This is a genomic window from Nocardioides sp. LHD-245, assembly GCF_030929495.1.
In the GTDB taxonomy this organism is placed as follows: Bacteria; Actinomycetota; Actinomycetes; order Propionibacteriales; family Nocardioidaceae; genus Nocardioides.
Genome location: NZ_JAVFWN010000002.1, coordinates 393,641 through 412,283 on the forward strand (window position 1 = coordinate 393,641; position 18,643 = coordinate 412,283).

Below are 18,643 nucleotides of genomic sequence, written 5' to 3' on the forward strand. Positions count from 1 at the left end.
GGCACCTGAGGAGAACATCATGGCGAAGTACCTCTTGCTCAAGCACTACCGCGGCGACCACGCGATCGCCAAGGACGACCTCGTCCCCATGGACCAGTGGACGCCGGAGGAGGTCACCGCGCACATCGACTTCATGCGGCAGGTCTCCGCGGAGCTGCGCGAGCGCGGCGAGTTCGTCGACGAGCAGGCGCTCTCCCCCGAGGGCACCTTCGTCCGGTACGACGGCGAGGGCCGTCCGCCCGTCACCGACGGGCCATTCGCGGAGACCAAGGACCTGATCGCCGGCTGGATGGTCATCGACGTCGACAGCCAGGAGCGGGCCTTCGAGGCCGCCGCCCGGCTCTCCTCGGCGCCGGGGCCCGGCGGCACGCCGATCCACGAGTGGATCGAGGTCCGCCCGTTCTACGGCGAGCTGCCGGTCGTCACGGAATGACCGACCTGGGCGTGGACCTGCGCGTCCTGACCCCCCAGGTCCTCGGTGCCCTCGTCCGCCGCGGAGCCGACTTCGCGGCGGCCGAGGACGCCGTCCAGGAGGCGCTGATCGAGGCGCTGCGGCACTGGCCGGAGACCCGGCCCGACAACCCACGGGCCTGGCTGATCAGAGTCGCGGGGCGCAAGCTGGTCGATGCCCAGCGCTCAGCGTACGCGCGGGAGCGCCGCGAGCTGCGGGTGCAGCTCGAGCCCGAGCCCGGACCGTCGGAGCAGGACGACGACACGCTGCTGCTGCTGAGCCGGTGCTGTCATCCGGCGCTCACCCCGGCCTCGGCGATCGCGCTGACCCTGCGGGCGGTCGGTGGTCTCACCACCGCCCAGATCGCGGAGGCCTTCCTCGTGCCCGAGGCGACGATGGCGCAGCGGATCACCCGCGCCAAGCGCACCGTCAGCGGCGAGCGCTTCGACCGGGCGGGCGAGGTCGGCGCGGTGCTGCGCGTGCTGTACCTGGTGTTCAACGAGGGCTTCACCGGCACCGTCGACCTGGCCGACGAGGCGATCCGGCTCACCCGCCAGCTCTCCGCCGCCACCGACGACCCCGAGGTCGACGGCCTGCTCGCCCTGATGCTCCTGCACCACGCGCGCCGCCGCGCCCGGCGTACCCCGTCGGGAGCGTTGGTGCCTCTCGCCGAGCAGGACCGCGCGCTGTGGGACACCGCGCTGATCGCGGAGGGGGTCCGCGTGCTGCAGGCGGCGCTGGCGCGCGACGCCCTCGGCGAGTACCAGGCACAGGCGGCGATCGCCGCCCTCCACGACGACGCCGCGAGCGCGGCGGAGACCGACTGGCCACAGATCCTCGAGTGGTACGACGAGCTGCTCCGGCTCGCCCCCAGCCCCGTGGTCGCGCTCAACCGCGCCGTCGCGGTCGGCGAGGTCGACGGGCCGCTGGCCGGGCTGCGCCAGGTCGAGGGACTGCCCGAGGACCTCCCCCGGCGCGACGCCGTCGCGGCGTGGCTGCACGAGCGGGCCGGCGACCGGGAGGAGGCGGCCCGCCGCTACGCGCGGGCCGCGGAGCGTGCCACGAACACCGCGGAGCGGGACCACCTGACCCGGCAGGCGAGCAGGCTCCACACGGGCGGGTGACGGGCGGGCGACGGGCGGGTGCGGGCGTCCGGCGAAAGTCGCCGTATCACGGCCGGGGGCCCGCGGGTCTGGAGGAGGTCAGCACCTCACCCCCTCCGAAAGGCTCAGTCATGCGCCGTCTCGCGCTGATGACCGCAGGCGTCATCACCCTCGGAGGCCTCGCCGGCCTCACCACCGCAGGTCCCGCCCAGGCGGCATCCGGGACCTTCACCAACAGCGCGGCGATCGCGATCGCCGACGCCACGACCGTCACCCGGTCGGTGTCGGTCTCGCCGTTCGGCGGCAGCATCACCGACGTCGACGTCGTCCTGACCAACCTGTCGCACACCTTCGCCGCGGACCTGGACGTCTACCTCCGGGCGCCCGGTGACGCCAACCAGGCCGTCAAGCTGATGTCCGACGCCTGTGGCGGCGGCCCGATCAACGGCACGTTCACGTTCGACGACGAGGCCGCCGCGAGCCTGCCGGGCGCGGGATGCGCCAGCGGCTCGTTCCGGCCCACGAACGTGGCGGAGGGCGACAACACCCCGGCCGGTCTCACGGTGGCGCCCTCGCTGTCCGTCTTCGACGGCCGCAACCCGGTGGGCTCGTGGACGCTCTACGTGGTCGACGACGCGGGCGGCGACATCGGCACGATCAGCGGCGGGTTCTCGGTGCGGATCACGACCGAGTCCTCGGTGATCGACGTCCCGGTCACCGGCAACGCCGTGCCCTACCCGTACCAACTCGACGTCAGCGGCGAGGCCGGCGCCATCACCGACCTCGACGTCCGCCTCGACGGCGTCAGCCACACCTGGCCGACCGACCTCGACATCCTGCTGGTCGGCCCGACCGGGGCGAGCGCGCTGCTCGTGTCCGATACCTGCGGGACCGGGGACGTCGACGACGTCGACTGGCGCTTCGACGACTCCGCGCCGGCGATGCCTCCGGGCGGCCCGTGCCCGACCGGCACCTACCGGCCGACCAACAACGACAACACCGAGGCCTTCGCCCCACCCGCGCCCGGCGCGCCGTACGGCGCCGCGCTCAGCGCCTTCAACGGCAGTTCGCCGAACGGCACCTGGCGACTCTTCGTGACCGACGACAGCAGTCCTGACGGCGGCTTCGTCACGAGCGTCGAGCTGATCGTCAGGACCGACGCGCCCGGCAACACCACCATCACCAGCAAGCCGAGGAAGAACACCACGAAGCGCAAGGCGACCATCGGCTTCACCGCCGACAAGGGCAACGTGACCTTCCAGTGCAAGGTCGACGCGAAGGCGTGGAAGGCATGCTCGTCGCCGCTGCGGGTCAAGAAGCTGAAGCCCGGCAAGCACAAGGTCAGGGTCCGCTCGGTCGGGACCTCCGGCCAGGTCGAGACCACGCCGGCCGTGGTGAAGTGGCGGGTACGCCGCTGACCCGGCCGGCCCACCGGGGACACCGGAGGCGGATCAGCGCTGCTGGTCCGCCTCCGGCCCGTCACGGAACAGGGCGTTGAGGTCGGCACCGGCCGGGGATCCGTCGAAGCCGTCGAAGCGCCCGTCGACGAGGGCATCGGCGGCCCGCTCGAACCCGCTCCAGGCCGAGCGGGCCAGCGCGCCACCCACGCTGACCCGGCGGACGCCGAGATCGGCGATCCGCGCGAGCGTGAGAGCGCTCGGGCCGCCGACGAGCAGGTTGACCGGCTTGGGCGCCACGGCCGCGACGACGGCCGCGACATCGTCGGGGGCGCTGACGCCGGGCGCGTAGAGGCAGTCGGCGCCCGCGGCGGCGTAGGCCCGCAACCGGTCGAGGACCTCGGCGAGGTCGGGGCGGCCGATGATGAACCCCTCGGCGCGCCCGACCAGCAGGACGTCGTGGCCGCTGGCGTCGATCGCCTCCCGGGCGGCGGCGATGCGCTCGGCGGCCACGCCGAGGTCGTAGGGCTCGCCCGCGAGCGCGTCCTCGACCGACAGGCCGGCGACACCGGTCTCGACGGCCAGGGCCACGCTCTCCGCGACCTCCTGCGCCGTGGCGCCGTAGCCGTTCTCGAAGTCGGCGTTGACCGGCAGATCGGTCGCGCCGACGATGTCGGCGAGGTGGTCGAGCGCCTCGTCGCGGGTCGCGGAGCCGTCGGGCCGGCCGCGACTCCACGCGGCGCCCGAGCTGGTGGTCGCCAGGGCAGCGAAGCCGAGGTGCTCGAGATAGCGGGCGGAGCCGCGGTCCCAGGGGTTGGGCAGCAGGAAACAGCCGCTCTCGTGGAGGGCGCGGAAGGCGGCGCGGCGATCGGCGATGCTCGTCATGTCCCGACCGTAGGCCGGGCCGCCGACGCTCACTCCGGCGCGTCGGCCTCCAGCCAGCCCCGGAACGCCTCCAGGTTGGCCGTCGACTCGCCGCGCTCGATACGCCAGGCCCATTCCTTGCGGATGGACGACTCGAAACCGAGCTCGAGGATGGTGTTGAAGGCGGAGTCGGCGTACTCCAGCACCGAGCCCAGCAGCCGGTCGAGGTCGTCGGGCGTGACCGACGACAACGGCAACCGGGCGTCGAGGTAGATGTCGCCGTGGTGGTCGATGCCGAAGGCGACGGCGTACATCCTCATGTTGCGCTCGAGCAGCCAGCGGTAGACCCGCTCGAACTCCTCGTCGGGCCGCCGGCACACGAACGCGTGCACGCCCAGCGCGTGCGGCCCGAGGTCGAGGCGGACCGGCGTCTGCAGCTTCTTCTCACCTGGGAGCGCGAAGCTGAAGGTGCGCTCCTCGGTCTCCTCGAACGCGATCTCGTTGTCCGAGAGCCAGGCACGGACGACGTCCGCCGGACCGCTCGGGTCGGGGTGGGTCATCCGACGCGCGCCTCCTGCCGCAGGAGCGCGTGGGCGCGCTCGTAGACCTCCACCGTATGGGCCGCGGTGGCCTCCCACGAGAACTGCCGGGCCTGCACGAGCGCACCGGCGGCGAGCCGGTCCCGGTAGGCCGGGTCCGCGACGACCCGCTCCAGGGCGAGGGCCCAGTCGTGCGGCTCGTGGGTGTCGACCAGCAGGCCGCTGTGGCCGTCGCGTACGACGGTCGTCAGTCCGCCGACGGCCGCGGCGACGACCGGCGCACCGGACGCCTGGGCCTCCGCGGCCACCAGGCCGAAGGACTCGTTGTAGGACGGTACGGCGACCAGGGTGGCGGCGGCGTACCAGTCGGCGAGCTGGTCCTGCGGCACCGGCGGCACGAAGCGGACCACGTCGTCGATGCGCAGCTCGGTGGCCAGGTTGGCGAGCGCGGCGGGCCGCTCCAGACCGCTGCCGGACGGTCCGCCGACCACCGGGACGACCAGTCGCGGGCGCAGGTCCGGGCGCCGGGCGAGCAGCTCGGCGACGGCGCGCAGCAGCACGTCGGGCGCCTTCAGCGGCTGGATCCGGCCCGCGAAGAGCAGCACCAGCGCCTCGTCGTCGAGGTCGCGCTCACGGCGCGCCCGGGCCCGGTCGGCCGGCGTCAGGGAGCGGAACACCTCGGTGTCGACGCCCGGGTGGACGACCTCGACCCGCCCCGGGTCGGCGTCGTACAGGTTGATCAGCTGCTTGGCCTCGAGGTCGGTGTTGGCGATGAGCACGTCGGCGGCCTCGACCACCTGCTCCTCGCCGATGACCCGGGCCTGCGGCTCGGGGGCGTCGCCGTCGGCCAGCGCCTCGTTCTTGACCTTCGCCATCGTGTGCATGGAGTGGACGAGCGGCACGCCCCAGCGGTCGCGGGCCAGGGCGCCGACCTGGCCCGAGAGCCAGTAGTGGGAGTGGACGACGTCGAAGTGGCCGGCCGGGTGCGCAGCCTCGGCGCGCAGCACCTCGCGGGCGAAGACGCACAGCTGTCCGGGGAGCTGGTCCTTGGTCAGCCCCTCGAACGGACCCGCGTGCACGTTGTGCACGGTCACGCCGTCGCGGACGGGCACGACGGGGTCCAGTCGCGAGCTGGTCGCGCGGGTGAAGATGTCGACCTCGATGCCGCAGTCGGCCAGGCGCCGGGCGAGCTCGATGACATAGACGTTCATGCCGCCGGCGTCACCGGTCCCGGGCTGGTCGAGCGGGGACGTGTGCAGACTGATCATGGCGACCCGACCGATCGACTCCCCCATCGCACCTCCCGCTGTCCGCACCCATTGCCGGTCGATCGGTCAACCCTGTCAGTGTGCCCGGCATTCCCGAGCCACGAAGATGGGTCCATGAGCACCCGCATCGCCGTCGTCACCGGAGCCTCCAGCGGCATCGGCGCCGCCACCGCACGCCACCTCGCGCGCGAGGGGTTCGAGGTGGTCTGCGCGGCCCGCCGCGTCGACCGGATCGAGGCGCTCGCCACCGAGATCGGCGGCCGGGCGGTCGTCTGCGACGTCACCGTGGACGCGTCGGTCGCGGCCCTCGCCGCCACGGTCGGACCCCGTCTCGACGTCCTGGTCAACAACGCCGGTGGCGCGTTCGGGCTCGCCCCGGTGGCCGAGGCGGACGCCGACGAGTGGCGCCGGATGTACGAGGTCAACGTGCTCGGCCTGATGCGCGTCACCAAGGCACTGCTGCCCGCCCTCGTCGCGAGCGGCGCGGGCGTCGTCGTCAACGTCGGATCCATCGCCGGGCGGGGAGCCTACGAGGGGGGCGCCGGCTACACCGCCGCCAAGCACGGCACCAAGGTCGTCACCGAGACGCTGCGCCTCGAGCTCTTCGACCAGCCGGTCCGGGTGTGCGAGGTGGCGCCGGGGCTGGTGCACACCGAGGAGTTCTCCCTCACCCGTTTCGGGGGCGACCAGGCCCGCGCCGACGCGGTCTACGCCGGCGTGCCCGACCCGCTGGTGGCCGACGACGTGGCCGACGCCATCACCTGGGTCGCCACCCGCCCGGCGCACGTCAACATCGACGAGCTGGTGATCAAGCCGCGCGCCCAGGCCGCGACGCACAAGGTGCACCGGGTCTGAGCCGGTCGCGCGCCCGGTCCCGGTCGGATCAGCGGCGCACGAGGCGCTGGGCGCGCAGGGCGAAGGCGCGCGGCACGCCACCCCAGGCGGTGGCCGAGCGGACCGGCAGGGCGGCGTGCGCCGGCAGCACGAGGCCGACCGCGAGCTGCCGGAGATCACGCGGTCCCCGCGTGGAGGCGAGCCCGTTGCGGAAGTCACGAGCGGTGCTCGCGCCACCCCACGCCGCGACGGGCAGCAGATGGCTGGCCCGGGCCCGGGCCACCACGGCGTCCGGCACCCGGTCGATGGCCGCGAGCACCCGCGCCGGCACCGAGTCCGGCAGCCCGACGGTCGCGCGCGCCGCGGCGAGGGACGCGAGCGCCGGCGCCGGCAGCTCCTGCGCGAAGACGTCCGGGTCGCGGGCCAGCCGGCGCAGATCGACCAGGGTGCGCAGCCAGATCCAGCCCTCGCGGTGCCCGGCGAGGTGGCGGAAGGCATCGGCCGGGGCGAGGGTCGGCACCGCGACGCCGCCGACCTCGACCGGCGTACGGCGCGCCAGCAGCGCGGCCGGGTCCGGCTGGGCTCCCGGCATGGCGTCCAGCCGCCAGTGCAGATCGACGTCGGCACCCGGGCCGAGATAGGTCAGCGTGTGGCCCCAGCGCAGGACGTGGCGCCAGGCCCACATGCCCGGCTCGATCCGGCACTGCTCGTGCAGCGCCCATCCGGACGCGCTCAACAGCCGGTGCGCCTCCGCGGCCGCCGCGGGCCGCACGAGCAGGTCGATGTCCCCCGCGCCGCGGGCGCCGGGCTGCCCGGTGGTGAGCACCGCCAACGGGATGCCCTTGAAGACCAGCGCGTCGATGCCGGCCGTGTCGAGCAGCTGCCAGGCGCGCACCGTCTCCAGGGCATGCACCATCCGGCGCTGCCGCGCCCCCTCGACCATCGCGGCCAGGATCTCCGCCGCCCCGCCCGGCAGACCGAGGTCGTCTGCTCGGGAGTGGAGCAGCTCCGGCACCCGGTGGCGCCGTACCCCCTCCAGCAGCGCCCGCACCGACGCCTCCGGAACGGGGACCCGCCCCACGGCCTGCCCCTCCTCGGCGGCGAGCGCGCTCCTCATCAGCCGGCACAGCAGGTCGAGAGCGTCGGCGGTCACGGCGCGAGCGTGGCACGCGGGCGGGAGCGGCGTCGGAGGAACGGGAAGGCCGGGAAGGTTAAAAAACGGGTGAGGCACGGACGAGGCCGTGTCCTGCCCACGGGTATCCGCGTTGCACCGTCGACGGAGGCACTCCCTCCTCTCCGTCCTGTACCCAATGGAGCTCCTATGAAGCTGACCTACGTTCCCCCCACCCTGGAGACGCTGAGCCTCACGGCGACCCAGGACATCGAGATCGACATCGACATCACCCTCGGGCTCGGCAGCTGACCTCACCCAGGCTCCGACTCGCCGCGGCGACCGCGTGGTACCTGCTGGGCGCCACCCGGCTGCTGACGGTCGTCCTGCCGTTCGGCGTGGTCCGCCGCCTCCTCGGGGAGCCGGCGGCGCCGGGCGGATCGGAGGCCCCGGCGCCTCCGGACGCGAGCGCACCTCAGGTCGCCCGCGCCCGGGCGGTCGGACGGGCCATCGGGCGTGCCGCCGGGCGGACTCCGTGGACGTCCGACTGCTACCCGCAGGCCCTGACCGCGCGCATCCTGCTGCGCGGCGCCCGGGTTCCGCACACGGTGGTGTTCGGGCTCCGTCGTGACGACGCCGGCGAGCTGCGGGCGCACGCGTGGGTCACCGTCCGCTCGGCGGGCGGTGAGCCGGTCGCCGTCACCGGCGGCTCCACCCGCGCGTGGACCCCCGTCGGGGCCTTCAACTGGCAGCCCTGAGCCTCCTCCCCTCCCTTGACGACCATGTACGCCGGCTACGGACTGCTCATCGACAGCGAGCTCCCGCTGCCCGAGCTGGCCCCGGAGACCTCGCGGGTGCCCGCCGCACGGCCGGACGCCGTGATCCGGCTGGGCACCGTGCGGCCCCCGTCCGCGGACGCGCTCCTGCTCCCCCGGGGCTTCTGGGCCGACGGCGAGCGGGTCGGCCTCGACGTGCCCGGGGTCGGCCGCTACGTCTGCGAGCGGGGCACCCGGATCACCGTCGAGCCGGCGCCGGGCGCCTCGGCCGACGCGCTGCGGCTGTTCCTGCTCGGCTCCGCGCTCGGCGTGCTGCTGACCCAGCGCGGCCTGCTCGTCCTGCACGGCAACGCGTTCGTCGTCGACGGCGCCTGCACCGTGGTGCTCGGCCATTCGGGCGCCGGGAAGTCGACCCTCGCCGCCGAGATGCACCGGCGCGGGCACGTCGTCCTCAGTGACGACGTCGTGCCGGTCGACGCCACCGGGTGCGCGCTGCCCGGCTGGCCCCGGATCAAGCTGTGGCAGGACGCGCTCGACCGGCTCGGGCTCCCGTCGTCCGGTCTGGACCGGGTCGGCGCGGGCTTCGACAAGTTCCACGTGCCGCTGGAGCGCGGCGCGCTCGGGCCGGGAGCCGTGCCCGTCCGCTGGATCTACGTCCTCGACCGGTACGACGGCCCGCTGCGCGTGGTGCCCGTCACGGGAGCGGCCGCCTTCACGATCCTGCACGAGCACAGCTACCGCAACGAGATCCTCGTCGGCGAGCTGCGGCGTACCCACCTGGCGCGCAGCGCCGCCCTGGCCCGGGTCGCCCGCCTCGCGCGCGTCGACCGCCCTCGCGGGGTCGACTCGGTCGCGTCCTCCGCCGACGCGATCCTGGACCACATCTCCGGGACATCCCCCAACCGAGAGGAGCAGCATGCGATCAGCGCAGCGACCCGAGCAGTGGATGCGTGATCCCGCGCTCCAGGCCGTGGAGATGGGCGAGGAGTTCGTGATGATGGGACTCGCCCAGGGCGAGTACTACTCCGTCAAGGGTGTCGCCGCGGCGGTGTGGCGCCACCTCGCGCAGCCGCGCGACGTCGGCGAGCTGTGCGAGCTCGTCGCCGCCGAGTACGACGTCAGCGCCGAGGCCTGTCGCGACGACATCGTGGCGTTCCTCGACGAGCTGCGCGGCAGGCGGATGGTGCTCGCCGCGTCGTAGCGCGGCCCCGCCGTCAGGCCAGCGCGCGGTCCAGCGCCGCCGTGACGTGCAGCGTGGTGCAGGGGAAGACGGGGATCTCGGAGTCGGCCTGCCGGATGAGCAGCTCGAGCTCGGAGCAGCCGAGGATGACGCCACCGGCACCGGCGTCCCACAGCTCGCTGATCATGCCGACGACCGCGCGGCGGGAGTCGTCGACGACCTTCCCGTGCACCAGCTCGTCGTAGATGATCCGGTTGAGCTCGTCGTGGTGGGCCGTGTCGGGGACCAGCACGCCGAGACCGTGGCTCGCGATCCGGTCGGTGAAGAAGGTGCGCGACATCGCGAACTTCGTGCCGAGGAGCGCGACGCTCTCGACACCCTCGGCCTTGCAGGCCTCCGCGACCACGTCGCCGAGGTGGAGCAGCGGGATGGAGACGGCGTCCTGGACCTGCTCGGCCACCCGGTGGAAGGTGGTCGTGCAGAGCATGAGGAAGTCGGCGCCGGCCCGCTCGACCGACTCGGCCGCGGAGCGCAGGATGACGGCGACGCCGTCCCAGTCCTCGGCCTCCTGCAGCTCGGTGACCTTGGCGAAATCGACCGACGCCATGACCGTCGTGGCGGAATGCAGACCGCCGAGTCGCTGCTCGACACCGCGGTTCAGCGCCTCGTAGTACGCCGCGCTGCTCTCCCAGGACATGCCGCCGACAAGGCCGATGGTCTGCATGGGGCGAGTCTAGGGTCATCGTGCGGATGCGAGGCGAGAGGTCCGACGCCAGTAGGCTGGTCGTTCGTGTCCCAGACTCGTCGTACCGATCTCCGCAACGTCGCCATCGTCGCCCACGTCGACCACGGCAAGACGACCCTCGTCGACGCGATGCTCCACCAGGCCGGCGCCTTCAGCGCCCACCAGGCCGAGGGCGTCGCCGAGCGCGTCATGGACTCCGGCGACCTCGAACGCGAGAAGGGCATCACGATCCTCGCGAAGAACACCGCCGTGCACTACCGCGGGCCGTCGGCCCAGGAGATGGCCGACGGCGACATGGTCATCAACATCATCGACACCCCCGGCCACGCCGACTTCGGTGGCGAGGTCGAGCGCGGCCTGTCGATGGTCGACGGCATCGTGCTGCTGGTCGACGCGTCCGAGGGCCCGCTCCCCCAGACCCGCTTCGTGCTGCGCAAGGCGCTCAACGCCGACATGCCGGTGATCCTCGTGGTCAACAAGACCGACCGCGGCGACGCCCGGATCGACGAGGTCGTCGACGAGACGTACGAGCTGTTCATGGACCTGCTCGACGACTCGCACTCGCAGGACGCGCTCGACTTCCCTGTCGTCTTCGCCTCCGGCAAGGCCGGCATCGCCTCGCTCACCAAGCCCGAGAACGGCACGCTGCCCGAGGGCACCGACCTCGAGCCGCTGTTCCGCACGATCCTCGAGACCATCCCCGCCCCCGAGTACGACGCCGACGCCCCCCTGCAGGCGCACGTGACCAACCTCGACGCCTCCCCCTTCCTCGGCCGCCTCGCGCTGCTCCGGATCAAGCACGGCACCCTCAAGAAGGGCCAGCAGGTCGCCTGGATGCGCCGCGACGGCGAGGTCAAGAACGTCAAGATCACCGAGCTCCTCGTCACCGAGGGCCTCGAGCGCAAGCCCGGCGAGTCCGCGGGCCCCGGTGACATCGTCGCCGTCGCCGGCATCCCCGAGATCACCATCGGTGAGACCCTCGCCGACCCGGAGAACCCGGTCGCGCTGCCGCTCATCCACGTCGACGAGCCGGCCATCTCGATGACCATCGGCACCAACACCTCGCCGCTCGTCGGCAAGGGGGGCAAGGGCCACAAGGTCACCGCCCGCCTGGTCAAGGACCGCCTCGACTCCGAGCTCATCGGCAACGTCTCGCTCCGCGTGCTCCCGACCGAGCGCCCCGACGCCTGGGAGGTGCAGGGCCGCGGCGAGCTGGCGCTGGCCATCCTGGTCGAGCAGATGCGCCGCGAGGGCTACGAGCTCACCGTCGGCAAGCCGCAGGTTGTCACCCGCGAGGTCGACGGCAAGGTGCACGAGCCCTTCGAGCGGCTCACCATCGACGCCCCCGAGGAGTTCCTCGGCACCATCACCGAGCTCCTCGCCAACCGCAAGGGCCGGATGGAGGGCATGACCAACCACGGCACCGGCTGGGTGCGCATGGAGTTCGTCGTCCCCGCCCGCGGCCTGATCGGCTTCCGTACCGACTTCCTCACCGAGACCCGCGGTACCGGCATCGCGCACTCCATCTCCGAGGGCTACTTCCCGTGGGCCGGCGAGATCCGCTCGCGCCAGTCGGGCTCGCTCGTCGCGGACCGCTCGGGCGCCGCGACGGCGTACGCCATGACCTCGCTGCAGGAGCGCGGCACCATGTTCGTCGACCCCGCGACCGAGGTCTACGAGGGCATGATCGTCGGCGAGAACTCCCGCGCCGACGACATGGACGTCAACATCACCAAGGAGAAGCAGCAGACCAACATCCGGTCCGCCACCTCCGACAACTTCGAGAAGCTCATCCCGCCGCGCAAGCTCTCGCTCGAGCAGTGCCTGGAGTTCTGCCGCGAGGACGAGTGCGTCGAGATCACGCCGGAGACCGTCCGGATCCGCAAGGTGATCCTCGACGCCAACGAGCGGGCCAAGATCACCAGCCGCGCCAAGAAGGCCAACAGGTGACCTGCCCGCGCGGGTGAGTCCGCTCTGATCGGACGGGTTCAGGCGGTCCGCAGGTAGGCGGCGAGCGCCTGGCGAACGACCGCCTCGGGCGACTCCCCGTCCCTGGCCGCGCGCTCGTCGATCGCGTCCAAGAGGTCGGTGGGCACCAACTGGACCCGGCCGAGGTGCGGATTGGGCTCGGAGGGCCGATCCGTCAGGTCGTAGCCGGACTCGGCCTCGGTCACCGCGCGCGCCACCTGCTCGTCGCTCAACCCCGGCACGTGGTCGGTGATCTCGATGTTCATCGTCGCCCTCCTCTCGGCACGTATTTCTTGCGCGACTTCATCGCATGGATCACGACTTCGTCTCCATCATCTCCCTGAATGGTGACGATCTCCAGCAGCCTGCCCGATCCGTCGACGCCGAGGTAGAGCCACTTGTCCGGGTCCTCGCCGATCAGCGTACGCCGCCAGGACGTCGAGAGGCCGCCGAGGATCGCCTCGGGCGTACACCACGGGGCATCCGGGCGCCGGCTGGACCGGCGCCCGGATGTCCGCCTCAGATCGACCCCGTCAGCGGACCACCGTGACCTTGGTGGTCGTGGTCGCGGCATCGTGGGTCCCCGACGCCTTCGACGTCACCGTGGCCTTCCAGCGGCCCTTCGACAGCCGAGGCAGCGCGACGACAGCACGGCCGTCGACCACCGTGGCCCGGACCTTCCTGGTCACGCCGCCCTTCTTCAGCACGACCCGGATCGTGCCGTCGACCGGAGCACCGTCCGACGCGGTCAGCAGCACCCGGAGCCGACCGGGCCTGCTGCGCGTCGGCGCCTTCGCGACCTTCACCTTGGCGAAGCTCACCGTGGCCCGCTGCGCGGTCGAGAGGACCGACAGGATCGCCGGCGCGGAGAGTACCGCGCCCTTCGCATTGGACACCCGGACCCGGAACCGGGCGCCGGAGTCCGCTGCCTCGACGGCCGCGATGACGAGCCGGTCGGTCGTCTCGCCCTCGACCGAGATCCAGGAGGATCCGATCCGGCGCTGCCACTGGTAGGCCAGGCCGGGCCCGGTCGCCGTGACGCGGAGGGCGGCCGGCTCGCCGAGGCGCGCCGACACCGAGCCGGGCTGTCCGGTGATCACCGGCGCGGTCGCACCCGCGACCTGCTCGGCAGCGGTGAAGTCGACGACCGAGGGACGCGGCGCCTTCTTCGCGTCCGCCGCCCCGCCCGAGGAGTACCAGTACGACGACAGGCCGGTGGCGAAGTGGACGTCCACGAACGCCTGTGGCCACGACCCCCAGCCGGCCGCGCTCCGGTCCTGCGGGGTCTGCCCGCTCGGGACGTCCAGCTCCACGCCGGCGTAGTCGGGGGTGATCGTCACCGCGCCGGCCGGGTCCAGCTCGATGCCCTGGTAGGTCGCGATCGTCACGTCCGCCACCGGGTCGAGCGGGCTGCGGTCGTTCGGGTTCTCCATCGTCGCGGCATAGCCCGCGAGGTCCGCGCGCAGCGTGCCCGTGCCGTCGGACTCGACGGACAGGTGCGGGTCGGTGAGCGTGAACGGCACCAGGCCGCCGTAGAAGTTGACGCTGAACGAGCCGTCCCACGCCACCGACGCGGATCCGTCGGCCTCGATCCGCGCGTGTCCTCCGGAGAGGCGGACCAGCTGCGTCACCGTGCCGCCCACCGATGCACCCCGGGTCCCGTACGTCGCCGGGGACTCCGCGCCCGCGGCGTCGCGATGCACGACCGCGACCTCCCCGGCCGCCGAGCGGTAGGTCGCCTCGTCGCCGTCGGAGACGCCGGCCGAGAGGTAGTTCGAGCCGCCGAACGGCGGTGCCGACTGGACCTCCTCGTTGCCCGACCACTCGAGGCTCACGCCGTCCAGCGCCAGCCCGTCGTCGGGGATCGTGATCGTCGGGGTGACGGTCAGCGTGGCCACCGCGGACCGGACGGTGCCTACCGCGTTGCGGATCCGCGCCCGGAACCGGGTGCCGCTCTGCGCGACGTCGGTGTCGGGGACCATCAACGAGCCCTCCGCGAGGACGAAGTTCTGGTCGTCTGCGGCGATCGGCTGCCAGAACCCGCTCACCTGCCGCTCCCAGACCAGCTCCGGCGCGGGCAGGCCGGTGAAGGTCGTGGTGAAGACAGCGGAGCTCCCGGCGCTGACCGAGACGGAGCGCGGCGCGCCCACGACCGCGGGCGCGGACCGGACGGTGAGTGTCGCGGTCGCGGAGACGACGGTGCCGATCGTGTTCGTCGCCACGACCCGCACCTCGGTGCCGTCGTCGGCGGTCCCGGCGGCGAGCTCCAGCGTCGGTCCGGTGGCACCGTCGACGTCGGCGAAGCGGCGGGCATCGGGGGCCCTGACCTGCCACCGCAGGTCGCCGGTCGCGTCGTCGGCGAGCGCCGCGCGGAAGGTCACCGGCCGCGTGGCCTGTCCGGCGTCGAGGGTCACGGTCGTGTCCCCGGGCTCGGTGCCGAACCGTGGCGTCGCACCCGCGAGCTCGAGCCGGTGGACGTACCTGTTGGCCGAGAGGACGTAGACCGCGTCACCATGGACCACGGTGCCCGCGATCGTCGTACCGAAGCCGCGGACCTTGCTCAGCCTCCCGTGGAGGTACATGCGCAGCTCGCGCGAGTTGGAGCTGGCCAGGGCGAGCAGGTCGCCGCTGCCGCGGATGCTGGACTGGCCGCCGCCCACGTCCGGGCTGGTCGCGAAGGGGATGAGCGGGTCGGACGCGACGTACCCGGCGTCGGTCAGCTCCCAGCGCAGCACGCCGGAACGGACGACCGGGTAGTCGGTGTAGTCCGTCGCGGCCTGCACGAGGGTGCCGTCGTCGAGGATGCCGTAGCCCGTCCCGACGGGTACGCCGTCGGCCGGCTCGATCGACTCCGCGCCGGGCGCGCCGACGATCCGGAAGGCGCCCACCGCCTGGCCCTGGTAGACCGCGCCGATCGCGATGCCGTGGCCGTCGCGCGAGAAGAGCACGGTGCCGGGGGTCGACCCCTCGGGGTAGGCGATGTCGCGGTGGGCGTGGGTGCCGTCGGCCTGCAGGGTGTAGACCCGCAGTGCGGCGGTGCCCTGCTGCCACGAGGCCCAGACCTCCCCCGTGGCGGGATTCACCGCGATGTCGTTGCTCGCGCCGGTGCCCGGCACCGGCAGCGTGTCCAGGACCGTCCAGGCGCCGTCGTCGTCCTGCCCGATGACCGTCACCGCGGTGTCGATGACGTACGCGCGGTCGTGCTGCGGCGAGTACACGACATGGCGCGGGTTCTGGCCGGGCACCGTGACGGTCACCTTCCGCTCCAGCGTCGCCGCGTCGAAGGCGACGACTTGGCCGGTGTTGTAGTTGCGCGTCCACAGCCAGTCGTGGTCGGTGTCGTAGGTCAGCCCCGTCCCCTGGAAGTCGTCGTGGAGGACGCTGGTGTTGGCGTAGGCGGGCTGGCCCTGCGGGTCCCAGGTCTCGGTGGTGACGACCGGCGGGCCGCCCGGCCCGGTGTAGCTCAGGGCGACCGGGTCGAGCTCGGTACCGCCGGCGTAGAAGCCGCCGAAGGCCGGAGCGCCCGCCGCCGTGAGGCGGGCGGGGATCGCCGACCAGGTCGACATGCCGCCCGCGCCGGCGTACTCGCCCGCCTCGGGGTCGAGGGTCGCGACCACGACGTCCGGGTAGGCCACCACCTGGCCGGTCGTCATGTCCTTGCTCGTCATGTCGGCCCGAACGACGCTCTGATCGCCGTTGAGGTCGATCCTGACGTCGTCGATGTCGAGGTCGAGCTGGCCGTCGTGGCCATCGAAGCTGACCGCGCCGGGGAAGGTGATCCGGGTGAGGTTGCCCGCGTCGTCGAAGGTGCCGGCGCCGCCCGCGAACCGGAAGCTGCCGTCGGCGTTGCGGCTCACGCCGCCGGTCGTCGCGATCGCGCCGTGCGCGATCGAACCTTCGATGTAGGTGCGGAAGGACGTCTTGATGCCCCAGTCCAGGGTGGCGTCCGTGATCGCGCCCTCCGCCGCCTGCGCGGGGGGCGGGGCGCCGACCACGAGGAGGCCGAGGACGACCCCCGCTGCGGTGGCTGCGGCCGTCAGGCGTCCGGTCCGACGGCTGCGTCGGCGGGTACGGCGGGGGGCCGGTCGGGATCGCTCGGGCGGCGCCCAGGGGCTGCGCCTCGTCGTTGTCATCGGTGGTGATCTCCTGGGAACGAGCCGGACCTGGGGTCCGGTGCGGTCGCCCGAGCGCCGCAGGTTAGGTTTGCCATACCTAAATTGGCACACCGGAGATCTTTCTGACAAGACGTCGGAAAAAGAGACCGGCCGCGAGGGCGCACCCCCGCGGCCGGTCCGACGCGTGCGTCAGGACAGGCGCTCGAGCACCATCGCCATGCCCTGGCCGCCGGCGGCGCACATGGTCTCGAGACCGAACTGCGCGTCGCGCTCCTGGAGGCCGTGGATCAGGGTGGTGGCCATCCGGGCGCCGGTGGAGCCGAACGGGTGGCCGAGCGCGATCGCGCCGCCGTTGACGTTGACGCGGTCCAGGTCGAGGCCGAGCTCGTCGATGCAGGGCAGCACCTGGGCCGCGAAGGCCTCGTTCATCTCGACCAGATCGAGGTCGCCGAGGGAGAGACCCGCGCGGGCCACCGCCTGGCGGCTGGCCTCGACCGGGCCGAGTCCCATGATCTCGGGGCTCAGCGCGGAGACGCCGGTCGCGACGACCCGGGCCAGCGGGGTGATGCCGAGTTCGGCGGCCCGGGTGTCGCTCATCACGACGAGCGCGGCGGCACCGTCGTTGAGCGGGCAGCAGTTGGCAGCCGTGACGGTGCCCTCGGGATGGAAGACCGGCTGCATGGCGGCGACCTTCTCCAGGGTGACCCCGGCGCGCGGACCGTCGTCGCTGTCGACGACGGTGCCGTCGGCGAGGGTGACGGGCGTGATGTCGGTCTTCCAGAAGCCGCGCTGCGCCGCCGCCTCGGCGAGGTTCTGGCTGCGCACGGCGTACGCGTCCTGCGCGGCCCGCGTGACGCCGCGGTACGACGCGACGTTCTCGGCGGTCTCGCCCATCGCGAGGTAGATGTCGGGCAGCTCGCCGCTCGCGCGCGGGTCCACCCACGGCTCGCGGGCGGCGGCCCGTGCCGCCGCCCTGGCCGCCGCGGCGGCGTACAACGGGTTGCGGGTGTCGGCCATGCCGTCGGCCTTGCCGCGCTCGAAGCGGGAGACACACTCGACTCCCGCGGCGACGAAGACGTCGCCCTCGCCGGAGCGGATGGCGTGCAGCGCCATCCGGGTCGCCTGCAGCGACGACGCGCAGTAGCGGTGCACGGTGGCGCCGGGAACGCCGTCCAGGCCGAGCCGGAGCGCGACCATCCGGCCGATGTTGTAGCCCTGCTCGCCGGCGGGCTGGGCACAGCCGACGATCAGGTCCTCGACCAGGCTCCGGTCCAGCTCGGGGACGGCGGACAGCGCGGCGTCGACCATCTGCGCGGCGAGATCGTCGGGCCGCATCTCGCGCAGCGAGCCCTTGTAGGCGCGGCCGATCGGCGAGCGGGCGGCGGAGACGATGACTGCTTCGGGCACGGTGGCTCCTGGTGGGTCGGCCTGGCCGCTTGGTCAGGCGTTGGGGGTGTGCTGGAGGAAGGCGGGCCACTCGCCGCCGCCGTCGACGTTGAGGACGGCCCCGGTGACGTGGGCGGCGAGCGGCGAGGACAGCAGGACGCAGGCCTGGCCCACCTCGAGCGGGCGGGCGAAGACGCCCCGCGGGATGGTGGCGGCGACCCGCGCGAACTGCTCGGCGTCGCCGTAGTGGTCGGCGGACCCGGGGGTCTCGACCAGGCCGCAGCTGACCGCGTTGACGCGCACGTCCGGCGCCCACTCGACCCCGAGGCTCGCGGTGAGGCTCTCGAGAGCCGCCTTCGCGGCGCCGTACACGGCGGTGCCCGGACTGGACCGTCGGGCGGAGATCGAGGTGATGTTGACCATCGAGCCGCCGGCCGCCCGCAGATGTGGGTGGACCGCGAGGGCGACGAAAACCGCGGACATGAAGTTGAGGTCGTTGATCTTGGCGTGGAAGCGCGGGGAGGCGGCGGCGAAATCGGCGTACGGCGCTCCCCCGGCGTTGTTGACGGCGACGTCGAGCCGCCCGCGCCGGCTCACGACGTCCTCCACCCACGCCGCGACCTGGTCGGCCTCGCGCACGTCGACGGCGGTGAAGTGCGGCCGGCGGCCGGCGATCTCGCGCAGCGCGTCGGGGGTGCTGCGACCGCAGATCTCCACCTCGGCACCCGCCTCGAGGTAGGCCTGCACGATGCCGTCGCCGACGCCGCGGCCCCCGCCGGTCACGAGCACCACCTGACCGGTCATGTCGATGCTGTACGCCACGGGAACCCTTTCGTCGTCACTGCGGTGACGATCATAGGCCCCAAACCAAGCAAGTGCTAGGTTAGTCCGCGCTGAGGCGGACCA

General features: G+C 73.0%; 17 protein-coding genes. 8 read left to right on the forward strand and 9 right to left on the reverse strand.

All coding sequences use genetic code 11. The features are described 5' to 3' along the window. The first annotated feature begins 19 nt into the window (after positions 1 to 19). From RB608_RS04505 to RB608_RS04515, 3 genes are all read left to right on the forward strand, one after another. Positions 20 to 433, forward strand: coding sequence for a YciI family protein (locus RB608_RS04505; protein WP_308086608.1), 414 nt, complete (start codon positions 20 to 22; stop codon positions 431 to 433). After that, on the forward strand, positions 430 to 1,575 hold the full coding sequence (locus RB608_RS04510) for a sigma-70 family RNA polymerase sigma factor (RefSeq protein WP_308086609.1): 1,146 nt from the start codon (positions 430 to 432) through the stop codon (positions 1,573 to 1,575). The genes RB608_RS04505 and RB608_RS04510 overlap by 4 nt, the downstream gene beginning before the upstream one ends. Before the next feature lie 110 nt (positions 1,576 to 1,685). Continuing rightward, on the forward strand, positions 1,686 to 2,972 hold the full coding sequence (locus RB608_RS04515) for a proprotein convertase P-domain-containing protein (protein WP_308086610.1): 1,287 nt from the start codon (positions 1,686 to 1,688) through the stop codon (positions 2,970 to 2,972). A gap of 33 nt (positions 2,973 to 3,005) precedes the next feature. Here the strand turns inward: RB608_RS04515 and RB608_RS04520 are convergent, their stop codons facing one another. From RB608_RS04520 to mshA, 3 genes are read right to left on the reverse strand one after another with little or no spacing between them, the layout of a single operon-like run. Next, positions 3,006 to 3,836: an isocitrate lyase/phosphoenolpyruvate mutase family protein gene (locus RB608_RS04520; protein WP_308086611.1), complete on the reverse strand. Its 831-nt coding sequence runs from the start codon at positions 3,834 to 3,836 to the stop codon at positions 3,006 to 3,008. Between the two features lie 29 nt (positions 3,837 to 3,865). Further along, positions 3,866 to 4,375: a YbjN domain-containing protein gene (locus RB608_RS04525; protein WP_308086612.1), complete on the reverse strand. Its 510-nt coding sequence runs from the start codon at positions 4,373 to 4,375 to the stop codon at positions 3,866 to 3,868. Then, positions 4,372 to 5,649: a D-inositol-3-phosphate glycosyltransferase gene (gene mshA, locus RB608_RS04530; protein ID WP_308086613.1), complete on the reverse strand. Its 1,278-nt coding sequence runs from the start codon at positions 5,647 to 5,649 to the stop codon at positions 4,372 to 4,374. The genes RB608_RS04525 and mshA overlap by 4 nt, the downstream gene beginning before the upstream one ends. An 87-nt stretch (positions 5,650 to 5,736) precedes the next feature. On the opposite strand from mshA, the gene RB608_RS04535 reads away from it, so the two are divergent. Then, positions 5,737 to 6,477, forward strand: coding sequence for an SDR family oxidoreductase (locus tag RB608_RS04535; protein WP_308086614.1), 741 nt, complete (start codon positions 5,737 to 5,739; stop codon positions 6,475 to 6,477). A gap of 28 nt (positions 6,478 to 6,505) precedes the next feature. Here the strand turns inward: RB608_RS04535 and RB608_RS04540 are convergent, their stop codons facing one another. Continuing rightward, on the reverse strand, positions 6,506 to 7,609 hold the full coding sequence (locus tag RB608_RS04540) for a nucleotidyltransferase family protein (RefSeq protein WP_308086615.1): 1,104 nt from the start codon (positions 7,607 to 7,609) through the stop codon (positions 6,506 to 6,508). Positions 7,610 to 7,875: 266 nt separating this feature from the next. Between RB608_RS04540 and RB608_RS04545 the strand changes: the two genes are divergently transcribed. From RB608_RS04545 to RB608_RS04555, 3 genes are read left to right on the forward strand one after another with little or no spacing between them, the layout of a single operon-like run. Beyond that, positions 7,876 to 8,325: a lasso peptide biosynthesis B2 protein gene (locus RB608_RS04545; protein ID WP_308086728.1), complete on the forward strand. Its 450-nt coding sequence runs from the start codon at positions 7,876 to 7,878 to the stop codon at positions 8,323 to 8,325. A 15-nt stretch (positions 8,326 to 8,340) separates the two neighbouring features. After that, complete coding sequence (locus RB608_RS04550) at positions 8,341 to 9,297, forward strand: hypothetical protein (protein WP_308086616.1); 957 nt, start codon at positions 8,341 to 8,343, stop codon at positions 9,295 to 9,297. Next, positions 9,260 to 9,544, forward strand: coding sequence for a PqqD family protein (locus RB608_RS04555; protein WP_308086617.1), 285 nt, complete (start codon positions 9,260 to 9,262; stop codon positions 9,542 to 9,544). The genes RB608_RS04550 and RB608_RS04555 overlap by 38 nt, the downstream gene beginning before the upstream one ends. 13 nt (positions 9,545 to 9,557) lie before the next feature. On the opposite strand, the gene RB608_RS04560 is transcribed toward RB608_RS04555, so the two are convergent. Continuing rightward, a complete protein-coding gene (locus RB608_RS04560; RefSeq protein WP_308086619.1) occupies positions 9,558 to 10,247 on the reverse strand; it encodes an amino acid racemase in 690 nt (229 codons plus the stop codon). Between the two features lie 66 nt (positions 10,248 to 10,313). On the opposite strand from RB608_RS04560, the gene typA reads away from it, so the two are divergent. Next, positions 10,314 to 12,218: a translational GTPase TypA gene (typA, locus tag RB608_RS04565; RefSeq protein WP_308086620.1), complete on the forward strand. Its 1,905-nt coding sequence runs from the start codon at positions 10,314 to 10,316 to the stop codon at positions 12,216 to 12,218. Positions 12,219 to 12,256: 38 nt separating this feature from the next. Here typA and RB608_RS04570 read toward each other — a convergent pair whose 3' ends face one another. From RB608_RS04570 to RB608_RS04585, 4 genes are all read right to left on the reverse strand, one after another. Then, positions 12,257 to 12,502 carry a ribbon-helix-helix protein, CopG family gene (locus RB608_RS04570; RefSeq protein ID WP_308086621.1) on the reverse strand — a complete coding sequence of 82 codons (246 nt, stop codon included), beginning with the start codon at positions 12,500 to 12,502 and terminating at the stop codon, positions 12,257 to 12,259. A 267-nt stretch (positions 12,503 to 12,769) separates the two neighbouring features. Next, complete coding sequence (locus RB608_RS04575) at positions 12,770 to 16,369, reverse strand: HtaA domain-containing protein (protein ID WP_308086622.1); 3,600 nt, start codon at positions 16,367 to 16,369, stop codon at positions 12,770 to 12,772. 171 nt (positions 16,370 to 16,540) lie between these two features. Continuing rightward, entirely contained in the window at positions 16,541 to 17,758 is a 1,218-nt protein-coding gene (locus tag RB608_RS04580; protein WP_308086623.1) for an acetyl-CoA C-acetyltransferase, read from the reverse strand. A gap of 33 nt (positions 17,759 to 17,791) precedes the next feature. Next, positions 17,792 to 18,559, reverse strand: a complete 768-nt coding sequence (locus RB608_RS04585) for an SDR family oxidoreductase (protein WP_308086624.1) — start codon at positions 18,557 to 18,559, stop codon at positions 17,792 to 17,794. Positions 18,560 to 18,643 lie beyond the last annotated feature (84 nt).

Bases quoted from the DNA above. Each gene is read 5' to 3' on its own strand.
- RB608_RS04505 (WP_308086608.1), top strand. From the start codon at position 20: ATGGCGAAGTACCTCTTGCTCAAGCACTACCGCGGCGACCACGCGATC.
- RB608_RS04510 (WP_308086609.1), top strand. From the start codon at position 430: ATGACCGACCTGGGCGTGGACCTGCGCGTCCTGACCCCCCAGGTCCTC.
- RB608_RS04515 (WP_308086610.1), top strand. From the start codon at position 1,686: ATGCGCCGTCTCGCGCTGATGACCGCAGGCGTCATCACCCTCGGAGGC.
- RB608_RS04520 (WP_308086611.1), bottom strand. From the start codon at position 3,836: ATGACGAGCATCGCCGATCGCCGCGCCGCCTTCCGCGCCCTCCACGAG.
- RB608_RS04525 (WP_308086612.1), bottom strand. From the start codon at position 4,375: ATGACCCACCCCGACCCGAGCGGTCCGGCGGACGTCGTCCGTGCCTGG.
- mshA (WP_308086613.1), bottom strand. From the start codon at position 5,649: ATGGGGGAGTCGATCGGTCGGGTCGCCATGATCAGTCTGCACACGTCC.
- RB608_RS04535 (WP_308086614.1), top strand. From the start codon at position 5,737: ATGAGCACCCGCATCGCCGTCGTCACCGGAGCCTCCAGCGGCATCGGC.
- RB608_RS04555 (WP_308086617.1), top strand. From the start codon at position 9,260: ATGCGATCAGCGCAGCGACCCGAGCAGTGGATGCGTGATCCCGCGCTC.
- RB608_RS04560 (WP_308086619.1), bottom strand. From the start codon at position 10,247: ATGCAGACCATCGGCCTTGTCGGCGGCATGTCCTGGGAGAGCAGCGCG.
- RB608_RS04570 (WP_308086621.1), bottom strand. From the start codon at position 12,502: ATGAACATCGAGATCACCGACCACGTGCCGGGGTTGAGCGACGAGCAG.
- RB608_RS04575 (WP_308086622.1), bottom strand. From the start codon at position 16,369: ATGACAACGACGAGGCGCAGCCCCTGGGCGCCGCCCGAGCGATCCCGA.